Origin of the sequence: Micromonospora sp. CPCC 205558, assembly GCF_036902955.1 — a bacterium.
Classification (GTDB): domain Bacteria; phylum Actinomycetota; class Actinomycetes; order Mycobacteriales; family Micromonosporaceae; genus Micromonospora.
The window spans coordinates 359,716-375,793 of the sequence record NZ_JBAKHR010000006.1 but is presented as its reverse complement, the minus strand read 5'-3'; the positions used below and the strand labels follow the sequence as shown (position 1 = coordinate 375,793).

14 protein-coding genes are annotated in these 16,078 nt (G+C 71.4%); 3 read left to right on the top strand and 11 right to left on the bottom strand.

Going from position 1 to position 16,078, the window contains the following annotated elements:
* Positions 1-57 precede the first annotated feature (57 nt).
* A complete protein-coding gene (locus tag V6U86_RS09120; protein ID WP_334500701.1) occupies positions 58-411 on the bottom strand; it encodes a sterol carrier family protein in 354 nt (117 codons plus the stop codon).
* A 161-nt stretch (positions 412-572) separates the two neighbouring features.
* Between V6U86_RS09120 and V6U86_RS09115 the strand changes: the two genes are divergently transcribed.
* A complete protein-coding gene (locus tag V6U86_RS09115; protein WP_334500699.1) occupies positions 573-2,582 on the top strand; it encodes a hypothetical protein in 2,010 nt (669 codons plus the stop codon).
* A 152-nt stretch (positions 2,583-2,734) separates the two neighbouring features.
* On the opposite strand, the gene V6U86_RS09110 is transcribed toward V6U86_RS09115, so the two are convergent.
* The 5 genes from V6U86_RS09110 to purS are packed head-to-tail and all read right to left on the bottom strand — an operon-like array spanning position 2,735 to position 7,229.
* Complete coding sequence (locus V6U86_RS09110) at positions 2,735-3,490, bottom strand: 2-phosphosulfolactate phosphatase (RefSeq protein WP_334500842.1); 756 nt, start codon at positions 3,488-3,490, stop codon at positions 2,735-2,737.
* A gap of 4 nt (positions 3,491-3,494) precedes the next feature.
* Positions 3,495-6,158 carry a phosphoribosylformylglycinamidine synthase subunit PurL gene (gene purL, locus V6U86_RS09105; RefSeq protein ID WP_334500697.1) on the bottom strand — a complete coding sequence of 888 codons (2,664 nt, stop codon included), beginning with the start codon at positions 6,156-6,158 and terminating at the stop codon, positions 3,495-3,497.
* On the bottom strand, positions 6,155-6,289 hold the full coding sequence (locus tag V6U86_RS09100; protein WP_334500694.1) for a hypothetical protein: 135 nt from the start codon (positions 6,287-6,289) through the stop codon (positions 6,155-6,157). Before V6U86_RS09100 ends, purL begins: the two co-directional genes overlap by 4 nt.
* Positions 6,286-6,969 carry a phosphoribosylformylglycinamidine synthase subunit PurQ gene (purQ, locus tag V6U86_RS09095; protein WP_334500692.1) on the bottom strand — a complete coding sequence of 228 codons (684 nt, stop codon included), beginning with the start codon at positions 6,967-6,969 and terminating at the stop codon, positions 6,286-6,288. The genes V6U86_RS09100 and purQ overlap by 4 nt, the downstream gene beginning before the upstream one ends.
* Positions 6,966-7,229, bottom strand: coding sequence for a phosphoribosylformylglycinamidine synthase subunit PurS (gene purS / locus V6U86_RS09090; RefSeq protein WP_334500690.1), 264 nt, complete (start codon positions 7,227-7,229; stop codon positions 6,966-6,968). Before purS ends, purQ begins: the two co-directional genes overlap by 4 nt.
* Before the next feature lie 355 nt (positions 7,230-7,584).
* On the opposite strand from purS, the gene V6U86_RS09085 reads away from it, so the two are divergent.
* Together V6U86_RS09085 and V6U86_RS09080 are read left to right on the top strand one after the other, a co-directional pair.
* A complete protein-coding gene (locus V6U86_RS09085) occupies positions 7,585-8,268 on the top strand; it encodes a S1 family peptidase (RefSeq protein WP_334500688.1) in 684 nt (227 codons plus the stop codon).
* 24 nt (positions 8,269-8,292) lie between these two features.
* A complete protein-coding gene (locus tag V6U86_RS09080; RefSeq protein WP_334500686.1) occupies positions 8,293-8,856 on the top strand; it encodes a YbjQ family protein in 564 nt (187 codons plus the stop codon).
* Between the two features lie 149 nt (positions 8,857-9,005).
* Here V6U86_RS09080 and purB read toward each other — a convergent pair whose 3' ends face one another.
* From purB to V6U86_RS09055, 5 genes are all read right to left on the bottom strand, one after another.
* Positions 9,006-10,430 (bottom strand): adenylosuccinate lyase, encoded by a 1,425-nt coding sequence (gene purB / locus V6U86_RS09075; RefSeq protein WP_334500684.1) that lies wholly within the window; start codon positions 10,428-10,430, stop codon positions 9,006-9,008.
* A 61-nt stretch (positions 10,431-10,491) separates the two neighbouring features.
* On the bottom strand, positions 10,492-12,906 hold the full coding sequence (locus tag V6U86_RS09070) for a hypothetical protein (RefSeq protein ID WP_334500682.1): 2,415 nt from the start codon (positions 12,904-12,906) through the stop codon (positions 10,492-10,494).
* Positions 12,899-13,900: a glycosyltransferase family 2 protein gene (locus V6U86_RS09065; protein WP_334500840.1), complete on the bottom strand. Its 1,002-nt coding sequence runs from the start codon at positions 13,898-13,900 to the stop codon at positions 12,899-12,901. Before V6U86_RS09065 ends, V6U86_RS09070 begins: the two co-directional genes overlap by 8 nt.
* A gap of 257 nt (positions 13,901-14,157) precedes the next feature.
* Positions 14,158-14,751 (bottom strand): Fic family protein, encoded by a 594-nt coding sequence (locus V6U86_RS09060; protein WP_334500680.1) that lies wholly within the window; start codon positions 14,749-14,751, stop codon positions 14,158-14,160.
* A complete protein-coding gene (locus tag V6U86_RS09055; RefSeq protein WP_334500678.1) occupies positions 14,751-16,043 on the bottom strand; it encodes an acetyl-CoA C-acetyltransferase in 1,293 nt (430 codons plus the stop codon). The genes V6U86_RS09060 and V6U86_RS09055 overlap by 1 nt, the downstream gene beginning before the upstream one ends.
* Positions 16,044-16,078 lie beyond the last annotated feature (35 nt).

Below are 16,078 nucleotides of genomic sequence, written 5' to 3'. Positions count from 1 at the left end.
ATACAGGGAGTCACGATTTCCGTGCCGAGCGTTACCCTGAGTGGGACACCGGGGCGACTAGAGGGGCAGATACGCCGAGAGGTCCGCGCGGTTGCCACTCATCTGAACGCGACCGTCGGTGACCGCCTCCGCCCAGCCAACCCTGCCGGTCGCCAACTCCAACCAGGTGTCCGGGGCCATCTCGACCACGTTTGGTGGGTTTCCTCTGGTGTGTCGAGGCCCCGGTACGCACTGGATCGCCCCGTATGGTGGAACGCGCACCTCCACCGATCGGCCGGGGGCGCGCTCCGCGAGGACGGCCAACAACGACCGGACCGCCTCTCGGAACACCGGCCGTTCGGGTGTACGCCCCTCGTCGAGCGCCGACAAAGCGGCCGTAACGGCAGCGGACTTACTGTGCGGAGAGGACACGACGGGACGATACGACCCGCTGGCCAGAGACCCGACGCTGGCCCTGGGTCGCGCTCATGCAGTCGGACAAGGCATAGTTGCCGACGGCGTATTCGTACCGTGATGATCCCCGGCCCGGCGCCCCGCCGGTCAGAGGGAAGTCAGCCCGGAAGGCGGTGGACGTGTCAACACACCGACGTGCCTGGAAGCAGCGGGCCGGTGTGGTCGTAGCGCTGGTTGCCGGCGCTCTGCTCGCCGTCCCCGCCACACCAGCAATGGCCGCTCCCAACGTTACAGATGTTTCGGCCTCGCCGAGCAGCGTCGAGGCCGGCAAGACCACGAAGATCAGCTACCGACTTGCCTTCGACGGCGACGCGGGGCCGGCTGACATCAGTTTCAGCTCGAGCAACTCGAAGCTGACCTGCGTTGACGGGTGTTCTCGCGGCCGGGTGACATCGAGTGGCACTTTCGACGCCACCTTCAAGGCCGCGGATGACGTCGCCAACGGCAGCGCCACGATCACCGTCAAGGCGACGGACTCCACCGGGGTCGTGAAGCAGAGCGAAGAGGCGTCGACCACTGTCACGTTGGTCGCCAAGGCGGCGCCGCCGCAGGTCCAGACGGTGCGGTCGATCTCCGGCAAGGTGATCTCGCAGGCGGACAGCAAGGCGGTCGCGAACGCGGTGGTCATGCTGCGCGACAGCACCGGCCGGCAGCTCGACACCACCAGCAACGGCAGCGGCGAGTTCCGGTTCACCGGCACCACCGAAAAGCCGATCGCACCCGGCCGGATCGATCTCGGCGCCAGCTTCGACAACGTGGTGGCCACCAAGACCATCAACGCCGCCGCCGGACAGGCCGTCACCGGGCAACGGATCAGCCTCGCGATCAAGGCCGAGACGACGCCCAGCGCCACCCCGTCCGCCACCCCCGACGCCACTCCGAGCGATGAGCCGGTCGAGGAGGGCACCGAGGAGGAGCCCACCGAGGAAGCGACCCAGGCTCCCCCTGCGAACGCCGCGAACAACGAGGACAGCGGCGGCATGGGCTCCTACCTCATCATCCTGCTCGGTGGTCTTCTGGTCGCCGCCGGTGTCGGCACGATCGTGCTGCTCTGGATGAAGCGCAAGGAGAACGGCGACGACGACGCTCCGGCGGCTGCCGGTGGCGGCGGTGTGGTGCCGCCCTCGCGGGGCGGGTTCCGCGACGCCGACGACCACACCCGGGTGGTCGGGGGTCGTCCCGGCGGTGGAGCAGACCCGACCATGGTCGGCGGCGCGGCGCTGAGCGAGGCGCCGACGATGATGCACCGCCCGGTTGTCGACGACGTTCCGCCGGATCCGTACGGCGCACCTGCGCAGGCGTACGGCGGCGCGGGTCAGCAGGGCTGGGGCGGCGGCTACGGCGACGAGCCGGCGTCCGGTGGATACGGCGCTGGCGGTTACGGCAACGCCCCCGCTTCGGGTGGCGGCTACGGCGCTCCGGCCGGCCCGGAGGTCGGCTACGGCGCCGGTGCGGCCGGTGACGGTTACGGTGCCGCGCCCGGTGCCGGCTACGGCGGCGCGCCAGCCTCTGCTGGCGGCTACGGCAATGCCCCGGCCTCCGGCGGCGGCTACGGCAGCCGTGACTACGACGCCCCGGGCGGCACCGCCGCCTACCCGCCGGCTCCCGCTGGCGGAGCGGCCTACGGCGAGCGGTTCGACGAGCCGACCGGCCGGTACACCGGCGACAGCACCCAGTACCCGGCCCCGGCCGACCCGTACGCCACCGGCGTCTACCAGCCGGAGCAGGGGCAGGGGTACGGCCAGCCTGATCCCGCCCCGTACGGCGGTCGCGCCGCAGAGCCGACCGCAGGGTACGGCGCTCCCGAGGCGGGCGGGTACGACCAGGGCGGCTACGGCCAACCGGCCGGTGGGTACGACCAGGGCGGCAGCTACGGCCAGGAGCCTCCGGCGCAGCGCGGCGGCGGCTACGACGACCGGGGCTACGACCAGGGCGGCTACGGCCAGCCCGCAGGTGGGTACGACCAGGGCGGCAGCTACGGCCAGGAGACTCCAGCGCAGCGCGGCGGCGGCTACGACGACCGGGGCTACGACCAGGGCGGCTACGGCCAACCCGCAGGGCGGAACCGACCGGAGACCCCGCCGCCGACCGAGCGCGGCGGTCGCCGCCTCGACTGGCTGGACGACTGACCCCACCACAGCGCAGGGAAAGGCCACCCGGATCTCCGGGTGGCCTTTTCGCTACCCGACCCGCGCCGATCTTGCAGTTTCGGTCGCCTATACGCACGGAATGCCCCCTACGTCGGGACAGGAAGTGCAAGATCGCGGGGAGGGGGCGGCGCTCAGGCGGCGGAGAAGACGCCCTGGTGGAGCACCGGCACGACGTCCGACACGTCGACCCGGACGGCCACCTCCACGTCCGCGGCGAAACCGGTCTCGGTCAACTCCCGCCCGGAGACGCTGCCACGCACAGCGGCGGGCACATCCGGGGTGCTCGCGAGCGCGGCGAGCGCCATGGCCGCCTCCACCGAGAGCCCACCCGGCACGCCGGAGAGGGCGTCCAGCACCGAAGCGGCACCGAGTTGGTCCTCCACCGACGGGCGCAGCGACCCGTCCGGCCATCGCTCCCCGGAGGCGATCACGCCGATCGGCGCGCTCACCGTGCCGTACCCCTGGCGGCGCAGCCAACGCCCGACGGCGCGTGCGTTGCGCAGGCACGCCGCGACCACCGGCAGGCCGGTGGCGCTGGCGGCGGCGCTGATGGCGGAGCCGTTCGGGGAGGGCAGCACGAGGTCCGCCACCACGGGTGCGCTGCTCAGCGCGGCGGGCGAGAGCGACCACGGATGTTCCGGGGTCGTCTGCCGCCGCCCGACGGCAGCGGTCGCGCCGACCCGGACGGCGTACTCGGCGGCCTGCTCACCCCAGGGGAACGGGTGCACCCGCATGCCCCGAGCGACAGCCACCTCCACGGCGGTGGTGAACGACAGGACGTCCACCACCACCAGCGCCGCGCAGACCCGACCGAGCTCGGCCGCCCCGGTCAGCCCCCAGTCGAACCGGGCACCGGATCCGGGTTGGCCGTAGACAGCGGCCGCCAACGCCTCAGCGCTCGTCGGACGACGACTCGGTGACACCGCGGTCAGACTCGGACGCCCCGTCGGGCTGCTCCGACCCGATCGGCTCGACCGCGCCGGTCTCCGGAGACGGACCCGAGGATGCGATCGGCTCGGAGACCACCGCCGCCGCGTCGACCGACTCAGCCTGCGCGACCGGCAGCGGAACGGCCTCGACCGCACCCGCCACACCGGCGGCCGGCGCGGGCACCTCGACGGCCGCCGAACCCCCGAAGAGGCGCGGCAACGTCTCGGTGTGCGCGGCACGCAGCTCGTCCAGACCGATGCGGAACTGGCCGTGCACCTCGAGCGCCCCACCGGACGGGTCGGTGACGCCGATCAGCTCGAACGGCACGCCCCGCTCGGCGCAGAGCGCCGCGAACGCCTTGTCGTGGCCGCGCGGCACCGAGACCAGCGCCCGCGTGGCGGACTCGCTGAACAGGTAGACGAACGGCATCGAACCCTCGGCGAACTGCTCCGGCACCGCGACCCGGGCACCGACCCCGCGACGCAGGCACGACTCGACCAGGCTCTGGGCGAGGCCTCCGTCGGAGAGGTCGTGGGCTGAGCTGAGGTGACCGACGCGGGCCGCCTCGGCCAGCAGCTCGGCCAGCGCCTTCTCGCGGAGAAGGTCGACCTGCGGCGGAATACCACCGAGGTGCTCGTGCGTCACCCAGGCCCACTCCGAGCCGGACAGCTCCACGTTCGTCTCGCCGAGCAGGTAAAGCTGGTCGTGGTCGCCACCGGCGCGCGGCACGAAGCCCATCGGCACCCGGTTGGCGACATCGTCCAGCACACCCAGCACGCCGACCACCGGGGTCGGGTGGATGGCCGCGGCACCGGTCTGGTTGTAGAAGCTGACGTTGCCGCCGGTCACCGGGATGCCCAGCTCCAGGCAGCCGTCCGCCAGGCCGCGCACGGCCTCGGCGAACTGCCACATCACGCCTGGGTCCTCCGGCGAGCCGAAGTTGAGGCAGTTGGTCACGGCGATCGGCTTCGAGCCGGTCACCGCGACGTTCCGGTACGCCTCGGCCAGGGCCAGCTTGGTGCCGTTGTACGGGTCGAGCCTGGCGTACCGGCCGTTGCCGTCCACCGACAGCGCCACGCCGAGGCCGGTCCGCTCGTCGATCCGGATGACGCCGCCGTCCTCCGGCTGGGCGAGCACGGTGTTGCCCAGTACGTAGCGGTCGTACTGCTCGGTGACCCAGGACTTGTCGGCCAGGTTCGGCGACGCGATCATGCGCAGCACGGTCTCCCGCAGCGCCTCCGGGTCGGCCGGGCGGGGCAGCGTCTCGGCCCGGTCGGCCTGGAGCAGGATCAGGTCGGCCGGCTCGCGCATCGGCCGGGCGTAGACCGGGCCGTCGTCGACCAGCGAACCCGGCGGCACGTCGACGACGAGGTGGTCCTGCCAGGTGATCAGCAGGCGACCGGGGCTGCCGTCCGGCTCCGGTGCGGTGACCTCGCCGATCGCGGTGGCGAGGACGCCCCACTTCTCGCAGGTCTTGAGCACCGCGTCGAGCTTGTCCGGCTCGACGACCAGCAGCATCCGCTCCTGCGACTCGCTGGCCAGGATCTCGTGCGGGTCCATCGAGGGCTCACGCAGCGGCACCCGCTCCAGCCAGACCCGCATGCCGGTGCCGGCAGCGGCGGCGGTCTCGGTGAGCGCGCAGGTCAGACCGGCGCCGCCGAGGTCCTGGATGCCGACGACCAGTTGGCCGTCGTACAGCTCGAGGCACGCCTCGATCAGCAGCTTCTCGGTGAACGGGTCACCGACCTGCACGGCGGGGCGACGGGCCTCGCTGCCCTCGTCGAAGGTGGCGCTGGCCAGCACCGACACGCCGCCGATGCCGTCGCGGCCGGTCTTGGCGCCCATCAGGACGACAACGTTGCCCGGCCCGGCGGCTGCCTTGTTCTGCAGCCGGCTGACCGGCAGCACGCCCAGGCAGAGCGCGTTGAGCAGCGGGTTGCCCTGGTAGGACGGGTCGAAGACCAGCTCACCACCGATGTTGGGCAGGCCCAGGCAGTTGCCGTAGCCGCCCACGCCAGCGACCACGCCGGTGAGCACCCGGGCGGTGTCCGGGTGGTCCGCGGCACCGAAGCGCAGCGGGTCCATCACCGCGACCGGGCGGGCACCCATGGCGAGGATGTCCCGGACGATGCCGCCGACGCCGGTCGCCGCGCCCTGGTACGGCTCGACGAAGCTCGGGTGGTTGTGCGACTCGACCTTGAAGGTCACCGCCAGTTCGTCGGAGACCTGCACGACACCGGCGTTCTCACCGATGCCAGCGAGCAGCCGGTCGCTGTGCGGGGCCTTCTCGCCGAACTGGCGCAGGTGCACCTTGCTCGACTTGTAGGAGCAGTGCTCGCTCCACATGATCGAATACATGGCCAGCTCGGACTGCGTGGGCCGGCGGCCGAGGATCTGCCGGATCCGGTCGTACTCGTCGTCGCGCAGGCCCAGCTCGGTGAACGGCTGAAGCTCCTCCGGGGTGCCACCGGCGCGCGGCACGGTGTCCACACCCTCGGCCCAGTCGGCGGTGGCCGGCTGGGCGGGAGCGGGCGCGACCGGCTGCGCCGGGCTCGGCTCGGCCGGCTGCGCCGGGGCGGAGTACGCCTCCGGAGTGTCCCGTACCGGGTCCGGATGGGTGGTCATGACCTCTCCTCGCTGCGCTCGTGCCCGCCAGAGCGGCGGTTGAGCTGACCGATGATCGTGCCGCCGGTCACCGCCCCCACCTTTGTTCGCGACTGCGGCGCTCGCAGACCCGGCTCGCTCTTCGCGCTCACGCCGGCACCCCGACCAGGTGCTTGAGGACCGACGTGAAGAAGCCGAGACCGTCCAGCGAAGGGCCGGTGAGCGCCTCCACCGCGTGCTCGGGGTGCGGCATGATGCCGACCACGTTGCCGGCGGCGTTGGTGATCGCGGCGATGTCGCGCTGGGACCCGTTCGGGTTACCCCCGATGTAGCGGGCGACCACCCGGCCCTCGGCTTCGAGCTGGTCCAGCGTCGCGGTGTCCGCGACGTAGCAGCCCTCGCCGTTCTTGACCGGAATCAGCACCTCCTGGCCGGGCTGGAACGTGTTGGTCCACGCGGTGCCGGCCGACTCGATGCGCAGGATCTGGTCGCGGTTGCGGAAGTGCAGGTGCTGGTTGCGGGTGAGCGCGCCGGGCAGCAGGTGCGCTTCGCAGAGGATCTGGAAGCCGTTGCAGATGCCGAGCACCGGCAGACCACCCTGGGCGGCGTCCACGATCGTCTCCATCACGGGGGCGAACCGGGCGATGGCACCGCACCGCAGGTAGTCACCGTAGGAGAACCCGCCGGGCAGGACGACCGCGTCGACCCCGTGCAGCGACGGGTCGCCGTGCCAGAGCCGGACCGGCTCAGCGCCGGCGATCCGGACGGCCCGGGCCGCGTCCCCGTCGTCGAGCGAGCCGGGGAAGGTGACCACACCGACCCGGGCGGTCACGAGCGGGAATCCGCGGTCTCGTCGGCCTCGACCAGGCGGACGGTGAAGTCCTCGATGACCGGGTTGGCGAGCAGTTTGTCGGCAATTTCCCGAGCGCGGTCCAGGTCCGGTTCACCGGTGAACTCGATCTCGATCCGCCTGCCGATCCGAACCGAGGCGACGTCACTGACGCCGAGCCGGGGCAGCGCGTTTGCGACGGCCTGGCCCTGCGGATCGAGGATCTCGGGCTTGAGCATGACGTCGACGACGACGCGAGGCACTGGGCACTCCTGACTGTGTACGCAGTTGGGTGCCGACCCACAATGGGCGAGCGCAGCCAGCGTACCTGGCAGTTATCGCCGCTGGCGCACCGGCCGGGTGCAGTTCAGGCAGTGATCGACACTGCCGGTGCCCAGGATGGCCCGTCAGGCGCGACAGGTGGCCTCAGCAGGACAAATATGGCGCAGCGGGTGGCCAAGTCGTTACATTGGTCAACCTCGATCGAATTCTTGATAACGGTCGCGGCTGGCCCTACTGTACATCGACGTAGGTCGATTCAGGCGTTCGCGGGAATCCCGCTGCCGCCCCATCCGCACCCGGCGACCCCGGGCCCGCCCCGTCCAAGGAGTCCACCCGATGCGCATCCGCCCCCTGCTCGCCGTCCTCAGCACCGCACTGGTCGGCGCCCTCGGCGTCACATCCGCCGCGTCCGCCGCCCCGGCCGGCCCACAACCCATCATCGGCGGCGGCACCGTCTCGTCCGCCCCCTGGGCCGCGGCGGTGCTCAGCAACGGTTCGTTCACCTGCTCCGGCAGCGTCATCGCCGCGCAGTGGGTGCTCACCGCCCGGCACTGCATCAGCGGCACCATGTCGGTGCGCATTGGAAGCGTGAACCGCACCTCCGGCGGGGTCACCCGCACGGTGAGCGCCACCTACACCCGCTACGACCTCGCGCTCATGCGGCTCTCCAGCACCGTCAGCACCTCCACGGTGAGCCTGGCCAGCAGCAACCCGCCGATCAACTCGACGAACTCGATCTACGGCTGGGGCATGACCTGCTACAGCGGCTGCTCCGCGTCCACCCAGCTGAAGACCGCCACCGTCCGGGTGACCAGCAACAGCGTCACTGACGCGTACGGCGGCCAGGCGATCCGCAGCACCCGGATCAACGGCAACGCCTGGCGCGGTGACTCCGGCGGCCCGCAGTTCTACAACGGCCAGCAGGTCGGCGTCGCCTCCACCGCCGACGGGTCGAGCATCCAGAACTACGGCAGCGTTGCGTACAACCGGGCCTGGATCACCTCGGTGGCCGGTGTCTGACGGTTAGCGCCCGGCGCGGCGCGGATGGTCGGCCACGTGCCGGCCGTCCGCGCCGCGCTGTTTTGCAGCATCCGATCAGGTGAACAATGCGCACGATCGGGTCGCGCCACTCCTGACAGCATCGGAAACGTGCTGGTCGTGACGACAGAGCAACTGCCCGGCTACGAGATCCGCCAGATTCTCGGTGAGGTGGTGTCATCGATGGCCAGGACGCGCAACCCGTACCGCGAGGGTGTCAAGAACCTGCGCGGTGGCGCGTACGACCCGATGGCCCCGGACAACCTGACCCGGTGGCGTACCGACTCGGTGGCCCGCCTCGGCGAGGAGGCCCTGCGGCTCGGCGCGAACGCGGTGATCGGCATGCGGTTCGACAGCCGGGACTGCGGCGAGATGTGGATGGAGATCTGCGCGTACGGGACGGCAGTGGTCGCCGTACCCACGATGCCCGAGGTCATGCCGGCCGACCAGCCGGTGGTCGCCGCGGAGACCGCAGAGGTCGCGGGCTTCACCGGATCTCCCGGCGGCATCGCCGAACCGGCCAGCGCCCCCAACCTGAGAACCGCAGCCGAAACCCCAACCGGCGAATAACCCAACCACCCACCTACCGACCCCACCCACCCACCCACCCCACCCCGTTGATCATGAAGTTATTGCCCTACGCATCGGCGTGTCGCAGCAATAACTTCATGATCAACGCGACGGGGTGGGGTGGGTGGGGGTGGGATGGGGTTTGGAGGTTAGAGGATGGGGGGCGGGCTGTAGGTGGCCGCCTCCGGGTGGGCCGTCACCACGTCGGTGATGCGGCGGGTCACCGCTGCCACCTGCGCCTGCGCCGCGCCGACGAAGGCGCTGCGGTCGGCGACCAGGGTGTCGATGTCGGCGCGGGACAGGCCGAGCCGGCCGTCCGCCGCCAACCGGTCGAAGAGGTCGTTCTCCAGTGAGCCCTTCTCCCGCATCGCCAACGCCACCGCGACCGCGTGCTCCTTGATCACCTCGTGGGCGACCTCCCGGCCGACGCCCCGGCGGACCGCCGCGACCAGGATCTTCGTGGTGGCCAGGAACGGCAGGAAGCGCTCAAGCTCCCGGTTGATCACCGCCGGGTACGCGCCGAACTCGTCGAGCACGGTGAGGAACGTCTGGAACAGCCCGTCGGCGGCGAAGAAAGCGTCCGGCAGTGCCACCCGGCGGACCACCGAGCAGGACACGTCCCCCTCGTTCCACTGGTCACCGGCCAACTCGCCGACCATCGACAGGTAACCCCGGATGATCACGGCGAAGCCGTTCACCCGCTCCGACGAACGGGTGTTCATCTTGTGCGGCATCGCGCTGGAACCGACCTGGCCCGGCTTGAAGCCCTCGGTCGCCAACTCCTGGCCGACCATCAACCGGATCGTGGTGGCCAGCGACGACGGCGCGGCGGCGGTCTGGGCCAGCGCGGCCAGCACGTCGAAGTCGAGCGAACGCGGGTAGACCTGCCCGACGCTGTCCAGCACGCGGGAGAAGCCCAGGTGCTCGGCGACCCGCCTCTCCAACTCGGCCACCTTGTCGGCGTCGCCGTCGAAGAGGTCGAGCTGGTCGGCAGCCGTGCCGACCGGTCCCTTGATCCCCCGCAGCGGGTACCGGGCGATCAACTCCTCCAGCCGCTCGTACGCAATCAGCAGCTCCTCCGCCGCCGACGCGAAGCGCTTGCCCAGCGTGGTGGCCTGCGCCGCCACGTTGTGCGAACGGCCGGTCATGACCAGCTCGGAGTGCTCGTGGGCCAGCCAGGCCAACCGGGCCAGGGTGGCCACCACCCGGTCCCGGATCAGCTCCAGCGAGGCGCGCACCTGGAGCTGCTCGACGTTCTCGGTGAGGTCCCGGGAGGTCATCCCCTTGTGCACGTGCTCGTGCCCGGCGAGCGCGCTGAACTCCTCGATCCGGGCCTTCACGTCGTGCCGGGTGACCCGCTCCCGCTCGGCGATCGAGGCGAGGTCGACCTGGTCGAGCACCCGTTCGTACGCCTCGACCACGCCGTCCGGCACCGGCACGCCCAGGTCGCGCTGAGCACGGAGCACGGCGAGCCAGAGCCGCCGCTCCATCCGGACCTTCTCCTCCGGGGACCAGAGGGCTGCCAGTTCGGGCGAGGCGTACCGGTTGGCCAGCACGTTGGGGATCGTCGTCACGTACCTCATTGTCCCGCACCCGCTGGTCGACGCCGGGACCGGGCCAGGGTTGCTCAGGTCGTCAGGGGCGGTTCAGCTCGTAGACGGTGACCGGGCCGGCGACCAGCCGCACCTGCGCCAACCCGGCCAGCTCCGCCGACACCGCGCCCGCCCTGCTGTCGGCGAAGAGCCACCGGACCCCGTGCTCCGTGCGGAGCCGGTCCAGGTCGGCCCGGGTCGGCGTGCTGAACACCCCGTCGTTGAGCGCGAGCAGGGCCTGATCGGGGAAGCTCTGTCGGGCGTACCCGAGGTTCTCGACGCCGTGCGCGGCCACGACCGCGTCGGTGTAGCCCCAACTCTCCACCACCGTGCGGTGCCCGCCCAGGCCGGTCACCCAGAACGCGCGGGCGTCGCAGTGCGGGGTGGTCCGCACCGGCCGGCAGTGCACGTTGGTGGCGACCACGTCGTCGTCGGCGGCGTTGTCGTCGAGCCACAGCGCCGCGCGCATCTCGTCGACGGTCAGCGCGTACGGCTGCGGCCCGGTCGTTGCAACCGGCTCGGTCAGCACCGAACGGACGGTCCCGCCCACGACGACGGCGGCGCTGGCACCGAGCATCGCCGCAGTGACCCCGGCCAGCGCGATCGTCGCCACCCGCCGACGACCTGCCAGGCCCCCCACCGAAGCCGCCGGCACCGGGACCGGGACCGACGACGGGACGCGGCGCCGCCACAGGGCGGCCACCGCGACGGCGAGCGCGGCGGCCACCGCCACGAACAGCACGTACCGGGCCGCCGACAGACCCAGGACCCGCAGCCACCCCTCGACGGTCGAGGTGGTGGGGGTGCCGGGACGGCCGATCCTCGGCACGGCGAAGCCCACCACCGTGCCGGCCGTGGCGAGCCCCGCCAGCGCGCCGGCCACGGCGGGCACCACCAGCACCGGCCAGGGCGCTCGGGCCTCGGCGAGGGACCAGGTCGTCAGCACGACACCGACCGGTATGACGCCCATCCAGAAATAGATCTGACTGATCGACGGGTGCTGGAACACCCAGGTGGCGCCTGCACCGGCCAGGACCGTGCCGGCGAGCAGCCAGACCGCCGGATCGGCCCGGTGCCCACTGTCGACGAGCAGGCTCATGCCCACCCACCGGGGCGCCTGACCCAGCACCCACCAGGCGACCACGGCGAACGCCAGCAGCCAGCCGAGAACACCACCGTCGTTGATGCCCGGCGGCAGCGGCGCACTCGGCCAGATGCCGTCACCGGTTCCGAGGGTCTCGGCGTACGGGGCGATGAAGTGCAGCAACGCCAACGCCTGCACGCGCAGCGTGCCCGCCCCGCCACCGGCGAACAGCCGGAAACCGAGCGCCATCGCCGCCACCAGGCAGGCCAGCGCCACCACTGCGGGACGCGGGACCTGCCGCTTGCGCCACCAGAACACGACGGCGGTGAGACCCAGGCCGGCGATCAGCGGCGGCAACGCGCTGGACTTCGCCCCGGCACAGACCAGCCCGAGCACCGGGACCAGCGGCCAGGCCGCGCCGAGGACACGCCCCCGGGCCACGTCGACGATGAGCCCGGCGAGCAGCAGCAACGGCACCAGCGCGTACGTCTGGGAGGGGCTGGCGTACGACAGCGGCATCTCGCCGGACACGCCGACCGGCGAGCCGAGCGTGACAGTGGCCCCGGTGAAGGCGGCGAGGGCGGCCACCGGGCCGGCCCAGACAGCCCCGCTCAGGTCACGGGCGAGCCCGGCCGCGAGCAGCACCGCCGTACCGATCACGGGCACCAGCCAGAGCCGCAACAGCACCACCGCCGGCGAAACTCCAGTGATCATGCTGCCGCTGGCGATGTGCGCGTCGGACAGGTAGTGGTAGCGCAGCGCCTCCCCGGCGACGTGCGGCAACTCGAACGGCATCGCCCGGGTCAGCTCCTGCACCAGACCCAGGTGGTAGAGCACATCCTGGTAGTACCCGCCGTACACCGGCGGCAGCGGGACCATCCGCCACTGGGTGTATCCCCAGGCCAGCACCACCAACAGCGCCGTACCCATCCCCCAGTGCCAGGCCAGCGGCAGCGGACGGCGCTCGCCGACCCGCCAGTGCCGGCGCAGCCCGGGTACGGCGGCGAACGCGACGAGGACGGGCAGCGGCCACCACCGCAGCAGCGACTGCTGACCGGTCGCCGCGGCCAACGCCCAGGCGATGATCTCCAGCAGCAGGCCGGTGGCCGCGCCGTGGCCGAGGTCCTCCGGGAGGTTGCCCCGGCTGCCGCGCAGCGCGCGGTGCACCAGGGTCCCGGGGAGCACCAGCGCGAGGACCCAGTACGCGGCGAACCGCGCAATCTCCGGGGCGGGCACGCTGCCACGGGACCAGACCACGAGCAGCGCCGCGATCACGAGCACCCACGGGAGCGTGCTGAGAACCGGCACGAGAGCGTTCCGACGCGACGCCGGGGCCGGGGTGTCGACCCGCTCGGCCAACAGGATGTCAGCCACGGAGGCCGACCACCGATCCGAAGTCCGGCGTACGCGATCCGCCCTCGGCCCGGTCCCGCGCTGTCGTGTCGACGCCCGGCAGTCCGTCGAGGGAGTCGAACCCGATGTGGAACGCGGGCCGGTTCTGCACTGTGGCGTAGATCCGGCCGACGTACTCGCCCAGCAGGCCGAGGCAGACCAGCTGCACCCCACTGAGCAGCAGCACCGCGACGAACATCGACGTCCAGCCGGGGATGGTGGTGCCGGAGACGTGGACGACCACGCCGAACACGATCAGCGCGAGGCAGAGCAGGAAGCTCGACATCCCCAGCCAGGTGGCCAGGCGCAGGGGCGCGGCGGAGAAGTTCGCCGTGCTCTCCCAGGCCAGGGCCACCATCCGGCGCAGCGGATACTTCGTCTCGCCGGCCGCGCGGGCCTCGCGGTCGTAGCGCACCTCGGCGCTGGGGAAGCCGAGCGACGGCACCAGTAACCGGTAGACCGGGGCCCGTTCGGGCAACCCGCGCAGCACCTCGATCACGTCCCGGCTGAGCAACCGGAAGTCGCCGGCCTGCGCGGGCAGGTCGACGCCGACGAGCCGGCGCATCGCCCAGTAATAGCCGCGGGCCGTGTTGCGCTTGAAGACCGTGTCGGTGCTGCGGTCGGCGCGGACGCCGTAGACGACATCCACTCCGTCTTCGCGGGCCACCCGGAGCATCTCGGCGATGGTCTCCGGCGGATCCTGGAGATCGGCGTCGAGGCTGACCACCCACTGGCCGACGGCCCGGTGCAGGCCTGCGGTCAACGCCGCCTGGTGACCGCTGTTGCGCCGCAGCCGGAGCACCCGCAGTTGCGGCCAGTCCCGGCCGTGGTCGAAGAGCACCGACACGGTGTCGTCCCGGCTGCCGTCGTCGACGGCGACCACCTCGTAGTCGACGGCGAGCGCGTCGAGCACCGGTCGCAGCCGGGCGACCAGCGCCGGAATGACAGCGGTCTCATTGAACATCGGGATGACCACCGAGAGGGTGGTCGTCCGGCTGAGGGCTGACTCCAAGGTGACACGCCCCGTTCCGCACGCAGGAGTGATCAGTTCCCGCGCCGAGAGCGCGGCAACGATCACCGTTGCGTGTCAAACCCTCCACCAGCGGACCAACTCCTGAACGGTCCGTTAACGCCTACTGGCGGTCACCCCGGTAAGGGACGATCGCGCGTTCAGCGCGACTGATGGAAACAGATCCGCCCGTCCGCTGGTCATGCCGTCGGGTGGACCTTGGTTCAGCCAGGACCGGCGAATCGAGTCTCGACGACCGATCCCACTGCCGCCAACAGCCGAGCCGGCAACCAGGGATAGGGATCGGCCACCGGCCGCCTGCTCTCGCGGCAGCGGGTTCGCACGTCCACCAGGATCTGACCGGCCAGGTAGTAGCGACCTCGACGCTCACCCACGCCTCGCAACAGACCCTTGTCGCAGAGTTGAGCCAGGTCGCGAGTGGCCGTCCGTTCCTCTACCCCGGCCATCTTCACGTAGGTGCCACGACGGAGACGGTAACCGAGAATCGCCTCGTACAGCAGGTTCGTGACCCGGTCCGGCAGCCGGTGCTCCAAGGTGAGGCGATCCAATTGCTGCCAGATCGCCGAAGCTTCCTCGACACGTCGCGCCACAGTTTGGGCCTGAATGTGTTGGGCACGCAGATTGAACGAGACCCAGAGCGCCGCATCGTTGTCGGGACTCCACGCCCCTCGACCGGTGGCGAGTAGAACCCGGTAGTAGTCGTCGGTGTTGTGCCCCAGCCACTCCTCGATGCTGGAGAACGCCGGCTCGACGATTGCCTCCCGGGACAGCACAAGCGTCTGCAGTGCCCTCGCCATCAGCGCTCCAGGATGGCGGTCACGCCCTGGCCACCGGCGGCGCAGATGGAGATGAGCCCGCGTCCGCTGCCCTTCTCGGCGAGCAGCTTGGCCAGGGTCGCCACGATCCGCCCGCCGGTGGCGGCGAACGGGTGCCCGGCGGCCAGCGACGAGCCGTTGACGTTGAGGCGGTCGGTGTCGATCGCGCCCAGTGGCGTGTCCAGGCCGAGCCGGTCCTTGCAGAACTCCGGCGACTCCCAGGCGGCGAGGGTGGCCAGCACCTGCGAGGCGAACGCCTCGTGGATCTCGTAGTAGTCGAAGTCCTGCAACGTCAGCCCGGCACGGGCCAGCATCCGGGGCACGGCGTACGCGGGTGCCATCAGCAGCCCTTCGTCGCCGTGCACGAAGTCCACCGCCGCCGTCTCCGACCAGCTGAACCAGGCCAGCACGGGCAGGTGGAGCGCCGCCGCCCACTCCTCGCTGGCCAGCAGCACGGTGGACGCGCCGTCGGTGAGCGGCGACGAGTTGCCGGCGGTCATGGTGGCGTGCTCGGCATCCGGGCCACGGGTGCCGAAGACCGGCTTGAGCGAGCCGAGCTTCTCCACGCTCGTGTCCGGGCGGAGGTTCGCATCGCGGGTGAGCCCCAGGTACGGCGTCATCAGGTCGTCGAAGAAACCCCTGTCGTACGCGGCGGCGAGCCGCTGGTGGGAGCGCAGCGCCAGCTCGTCCTGGGATCGTCGGTCGATCTGCCAGCGCACTGCGGTACGGGCGGCGTGGTCGCCCATGGACAGGCCGGTACGCGGCTCGGCGTTACGCGGGATTTCCGGCTTGAACGGCTGGAGTGGGCGCAGCTTCGCCGCGATCTTGAGCCGTTCGCCCAGCGTGCGGGCCGAGTTGAGCTTGAGCAGCGTGCGGCGCATCTCCTCGTTGACGGCGAGCGGGGCGTCGGAGGTGGTGTCGACACCGCCGGCGATGCCCACGTCGAGCTGCCCGAGGGCAATCTTGTTGGCGACCAGGATCGCCGCCTCCAGGCCGGTGCCGCAGGCCTGCTGGATGTCGTACGCCGGGGTGTGTGGGTCGAGCCGGGAGCCGAGGACCACCTCGCGGGTGAGGTTGAAGTCGCGGGAGTGCTTGAGCACCGCCCCGGTCACCACCTCGCCGATCCGCTGCCCGGCCAGCCCGTAGCGGGCGACCAGGCCGTCGAGCGCCGCGCCGAGCAGGTCCGCGTTTGACGCGTCCGCGTAGCGGGAGTTGGAACGGGCGAAGGGGATGCGGTTGCCCCCGATGACCGCGACCCGCCGGATGCTCTGCACGATCCGCCTCCTCGACATGTGTTGCTCGAACCCTA

Excerpts from the sequence above, each read along its gene's own strand:
- purL (WP_334500697.1), bottom strand. The coding sequence starts at position 6,158 with ATGACCACCCATCCGGACCCGGTACGGGACACTCCGGAGGCGTACTCC.
- V6U86_RS09060 (WP_334500680.1), bottom strand. The coding sequence starts at position 14,751 with ATGGCGAGGGCACTGCAGACGCTTGTGCTGTCCCGGGAGGCAATCGTC.
- V6U86_RS09080 (WP_334500686.1), top strand. The coding sequence starts at position 8,293 with ATGGTCGGCCACGTGCCGGCCGTCCGCGCCGCGCTGTTTTGCAGCATC.
- V6U86_RS09085 (WP_334500688.1), top strand. The coding sequence starts at position 7,585 with ATGCGCATCCGCCCCCTGCTCGCCGTCCTCAGCACCGCACTGGTCGGC.